This is a genomic window from Actinomycetospora sp., from assembly GCF_055612215.1.
In genome coordinates, this window is sequence record NZ_JBVPVA010000759.1 from 1 (window position 1) to 4,940 (window position 4,940).

At 77.2% G+C, this 4,940-nt stretch carries 4 protein-coding genes; 2 read left to right on the plus strand and 2 right to left on the minus strand.

Annotated features, from left to right (window positions below):
- Positions 1–586 (plus strand): RNA polymerase sigma factor (locus AC0CYZ_RS20695; protein ID WP_472218758.1); only part of this gene is annotated, 586 nt, incomplete at its 5' end.
- Positions 587–598: 12 nt separating this feature from the next.
- Here the strand turns inward: AC0CYZ_RS20695 and AC0CYZ_RS20700 are convergent.
- Both AC0CYZ_RS20700 and AC0CYZ_RS20705 read right to left on the minus strand, forming a co-directional pair.
- The gene (locus AC0CYZ_RS20700; RefSeq protein WP_472218760.1) at positions 599–3,388 is read right to left on the minus strand and encodes a helix-turn-helix transcriptional regulator; all 2,790 of its coding nucleotides are present in this window, start codon (positions 3,386–3,388) and stop codon (positions 599–601) included.
- Positions 3,389–3,510: 122 nt separating this feature from the next.
- Entirely contained in the window at positions 3,511–4,527 is a 1,017-nt protein-coding gene (locus AC0CYZ_RS20705) for an isopenicillin N synthase family dioxygenase (RefSeq protein ID WP_472218762.1), read from the minus strand.
- Between the two features lie 148 nt (positions 4,528–4,675).
- On the opposite strand from AC0CYZ_RS20705, the gene AC0CYZ_RS20710 reads away from it, so the two are divergent.
- Complete coding sequence (locus tag AC0CYZ_RS20710) at positions 4,676–4,909, plus strand: amphi-Trp domain-containing protein (RefSeq protein ID WP_472218764.1); 234 nt, start codon at positions 4,676–4,678, stop codon at positions 4,907–4,909.
- Positions 4,910–4,940: the final 31 nt, after the last annotated feature.

Genomic DNA, 4,940 nt, shown 5'->3' on the forward strand with positions numbered 1-4,940 from the left:
CGAGGAGTTGCGGATGTCCACGGCGGTCGCGGTCACGGGGTGGAGCACGGCGGAACTGGTCGAGGCGGCGCGGCGCGGCGAGCCTTTCGCGTGGGAGGTGATGGTCGAGCGCTACGGGCCCCTGGTGCGAGGCGTCGTCCGTCGCCGCCGCCTCCAGGAGTGCGACGTGGCCGACGCGGTCCAGAGCACCTGGCTGCGCGCCATGGAGCGGCTCGGCACGCTGGACCGGCCCGAGCGGCTGCCGGGCTGGCTCGCGACGGTGGCCTCCCGCGAGGCGCTGGCGGTGATCCGCCGGTCGGGCCGCGAGCTCGTCGCGGGCGACGACCTGCCCGAGTCCGCGAGCGGGGACGCGGACCCCGAGACGGCCGCCGTGCGGGGCGAGGTCCGCGGCGCCGTCGCCCGGTGCGTGGCCGGCCTCGGCGCCCGCCGCGAGCGGCTGGTCTGGGAGCTGTTCGCGGGACCCGACCGGGACTACGCCCGGGTCGCGCGCGTGACCGGGATGCCGACGGGCAGCATCGGGCCGACCCGGGGCCGGCTGCTGCGGCGACTGCGGACCGCGCTGGAGGAGGCCGGGTACGGCGACTGACCGGGAGCGGCCTCAGCCGGCGACGACGGTCGCCGCGGCGGCCGCCCGGGGCGCCGGTACGGCCACGACGTCCGCCAGCGCCGCCACCAGGCCGGCCCGCGAGCGGATGCCGAGCTTGCGGTACACGTGACCGAGGTGGAACTCGACCGTGCGGGGGCTCAGGTAGAGCTCGGCGGCGACCTGACGGTTCGTCAGGTCGCGGCCCACGGCGAGGGCCACCTGCAGCTCCTGCGGGGTCAGGGCCTCCACGCCCGAGACCGGGCGGTCCGCGCGGGGGGCGCCCCCGGCGGCCCGGACCTCGGCGTCGACCCGGGCGACCCAGGGCCGGGCTCCGAGGTGGTCGAAGCGGTCGTGGGCGGCGGCGAGCCGCTCCCTGGCCTTCGCCCGGTGCCCCGCGCGGCGCAGCCGCTCGCCGTGGCAGAGCAGGGTCCGGGCGGCCGCGAGCGGGTTGCCGCTCACCTCGTGCAACGCCGTCGCGCGCTCGAAGCAGGCGTCGACCTCGTCGTCGGGGGCCAGCAGGCCCCGCAGCCGCCAGCACACCGCGGCGAGGCCGGGGAACCGGTCGTCGAGGCTCAGGGCGACGATCTGGTCGGCCAGGTCGGGCGGGAGCTCCCGACCGGCCCGGACGTAGGCCTCCACCAGGTCGAGGGCGGTCGGGCGGCCGAGGACGACGTCCCCGCCGGTGCCCCCGCGGTTGACCGCCTCGAGCTGGCGGATCGCCGCGTCCGGGTCGCCGCGGGCGAGCTCGAGGTGGCCGAGCGCCTCCCGGACCGGCGCGGGGTGGTCGATGTCCATGGTCCGGGCGAGCTCCAGCGCCTCGTCGGCGTGCGCGCGGCACTCCTGCTCCCGGCCGAGGGCGGCCTCGACGTGCGCGAGGCACCCGAGGGAGAAGTACCGCCACAGGCGGTTGGCGGTCGTCTCGGCGATCGCGACGGCCTCCTGGGCCGTCGCCAGCGCCCTCGTCAGCCCCCCGGTCCGGACATCGACGTAGGCGTGCGCGTGCAGGGCGGCGACGAGCACGCCGAACGCCGAGGCGGAACGCGCCCGTTCGATCATCACGGAGAGCAGGGCACGGGCGCGCTCGAACTCCCCGACCCAGGCGAGGGCGACCCCGGCGAAGCAGGCGAACTCCGGGTCCACCGCCTCGACCCGTGCCTCGACGTCGGCACACGCGGCGGCGAGCAGCGGATAGCTCTCGGTGATCTCGCCGATGCTGAAGAGGGACGTCCCGAGGGTGAGCTCGACCAGCGGCGAGGGCGGCTCCGCGGCCCGGTCGGCGAGGACCCGACCGCGTCGGGCCAGCTCGATCGCCCGCGCGTGCTCGCTGGTGATCATCGCCGACCAGGCGGCGACGCCGAGCATGCGGGACGCCGCGGCGGGGTCGGTGTCCGCGAGGGTCTCGGCGGCCCGGAGGACCAGCCGCCGGGCCTCGGTGACCCGGCCGTGGTAGAGGTGCCCGCGTCCCCGCTCGGCGTCGACGGCCGCCGCCGACCGGCTCCCGGTGACCGCCGCGGCCGCCTCGTGGAGCAGCCGCGCGGCCTCGTCGGGCCGTCCCGCGAAGCGGGCCGCCTGTCCCGCGCGAAGCAGGCGGTCGCCCCGGGCGGCCGGGTCGGTGCTCATCCCGGCGGCGCGCTCCAGCGTCCTCGCGGCCGTGCCGTAGGCGCTGACCGCCACGGCGTGGGCGCCGGCCTCGTCGAGGGCGGCGGCGGCCTCGGGATCCTGGCCGACCGTCGCCGCCGCGAGGTGCCACGCCCGCGCCGCGGCGCCGCCGGACGACCCGGCGAGCGCCGTCGCCCAGGCCCGGTGCCCGGCCCGCAACAGCGGGGGCGGCACCTCGGCGAGCACCGCCGACCGCACCATGGGGTGCGCCAGGCACGGCGCGCCGTCGCGGAAGGTGACCAGCGCGGCCGCTTCGAGCCGCTCGAGCTCCGCGACGCCGACGTCGAGCTCGGCGGCCGCCGCCCACACGGAGGCGGCGCGCTCCTCGGTGTCGAGGGCGAGCACCACGGCCGCGGTGCGGGCGCCGTCGTCGAGCTCGCGCACGCGGTCACCGAAGAGCTCGGGCACCGAGCGCAGCCGCGGCTCCCACGCCTCGCCCGCACGCCCGACACCCCGGGCCAGCTCGATCACCGCGAGCGGGTTGCCCGCACTCATGGCCACGACCCGCTCGACGACGGGAGCCGGCACGGGGTGCCGCGCCCGGGCGCGGAGCAGGTCGGCCGCCGCGTCCCGCCCGAGTCCCTCGAGCTCGAGGGTCTCGAGGCCGCGCAGGGCACCGGGGTCGTCCCCGGCGCGCACGGCCAGCACGACCGCCACCGCGTCGTGGTGGATCCGGCGGGCGGCGAACGCGACGGCGTCGGCGGACGCCGGGTCGAGCCACTGCACGTCGTCGACCAGCACGAGGACCTGCCGGTGCTCGGCGAGGGTGCACAGCAGGCGCAGCACGAGCGTGCAGACGGCGAACCGCTCGACCGAGGCGGGCGCACCGCTGCGCAGCCGGTCCAGGAGCTCGCGCTCCGGGGCCGCGAGCCCGGTCCGCAGCCGCGCGAGGTCGGCCTCGGTCAGCGGCCGCAACAGGTCGAACAGCCCGGCGAAGGGCAGCTCGCCCTCGGCCTCCACGCCGCCCGCCGTGAGCACGGTGAACCCGTCGTGGCGGCGCCCCGCGGCGTCGAGCAGGCAGGTCTTGCCGATCCCGGGCTCGCCGCGCACCACCAGGGCCCCGCCCCGGCCCCGCCGCGTCGCCTCGAGCAGGGCGTCGAGCCGGGCCACCTCGCGCTCGCGGCCGACCGGCGTCCTGGACACGGCCCCGCCCCCTCCGACCCCGGGTCGCACCGACCCGTGTAGTCACTATGTGCTACCGGTCACGCGGCGTCATGGGCCGGGAGGGTGATGCGTAGGACGCGATGTGCGCGGCGGGTGGTGACTCAGCGGCCCGCGCCCACGAGGTCGGGGTGGTGGGTGGCGGCGACGTCGGGGTGGGCCCGCAGCCGCGCCTTGAGCAGGTTGTCACCGAAGGTGCCGGAGATGACGTTCTCGGGGTCCTGGCTGACGCCGCGGGCCTCCCGGGCGAGCTCGGGCGGCAGCGCGATGCGGGGCACGGTGGAGTCGAGCGCCGGGTTGAAGAAGAACGGGATCGACAGCCGCGTCTCGCCGACCGGCGGGGAGACGACGCGGTGCCGGGTCGCGCGCAGGTAGCCGTCGGTGGCGAACTCCATCAGCTCGCCGATGTTGACGACGAAGGCGTTCTCGGCGGCCGGGGCGTCGAGCCAGCCGTGCGCGGTCTCGACCTGGAGCCCGCCCTTGCCGGGCTCGATCATGAGCAGGGTCAGCACGCCCGGGTCGTTGTGGGCCCCCACTCCCTGGCCGCGCTCCTCGCGGCCCGGGTAGCGGATGAGCTTGATCAGCGTGGACGGCCGGTCGCCGAAGGCGCCGTCGAACACGTCGGCCGGGCTGCCCAGCGCCAGCGCCCACGACGCGACGAGCCGCCGCGCGACGGCCGAGCACCGCCGCTCCCAGTCGGTGAACACGGTCCGGAGCTCGGGCTGCGCCGCCGGCCAGAGGTTGGGTCCCTCCAGGCGCATGTACGCCGGCGCGTCGGGGTCGGTCCACCGCGCGCGCTCGGCGCCGAGGTCGATCTGCTCGCGCCAGTCCACCCGACCCTGCGTGAGCTCGCCGCCGGTGCGGTTCCAGCCCCGGAAGTGCGGGCTGTTGCGCATCGCGACCGGCGCCTTGTCCTCCTCGGGCAACGCGAAGAACCGCCGTGCCTCGGCGAACGCGCGGGCGATCACGTCGTCGGGGATGCCGTGCCCGGTGAGGTAGAAGAAGCCCACCTGGTGGGTCGCGACCCGGAGGGCGTCGCGGAACCGCGCGGCGTCGTGCTCGCCGCGGTCGAGCAGGGACAGGTCCAGGACGGGCAGGGCCGGCGTCGCCGTGGTCGTCATCGGTCACCACGCTAGCGCCGGGAACCGCGGGTGGAGGCTCACCCGCTCCGGGTGAGGCGGCCGGGGTGCGGCAGCGGGATCGTCGTGGGCGGTGGCGGTCCCGAGCAGATCGGGTCGGGCGCCCCGGCCCGGACGAGGGAGTCGCGCGATGTCGCACGTCAAGATCGAGCAGAAGACGAGCCTGGGCCGCGCCGAGACGGCTCGCTGGCTGACCGAGCTGGCGAAGGCCATCGAACACGGAGGGACCGTGGAGGTCCCGCTCGCGGGCCCGAACGTGACGCTGTCGCTCCCCGAGGAGTTCCGGTGCGAGGCGGAGGTCGAGGTCGACGGCGAGGAGGTCGAGCTCGAGATCGAGCTCAAGTGGTCGCCCGGCCCGGGATGACGGGGCGCGCCCGGCTCGCCGCGATCGGGGC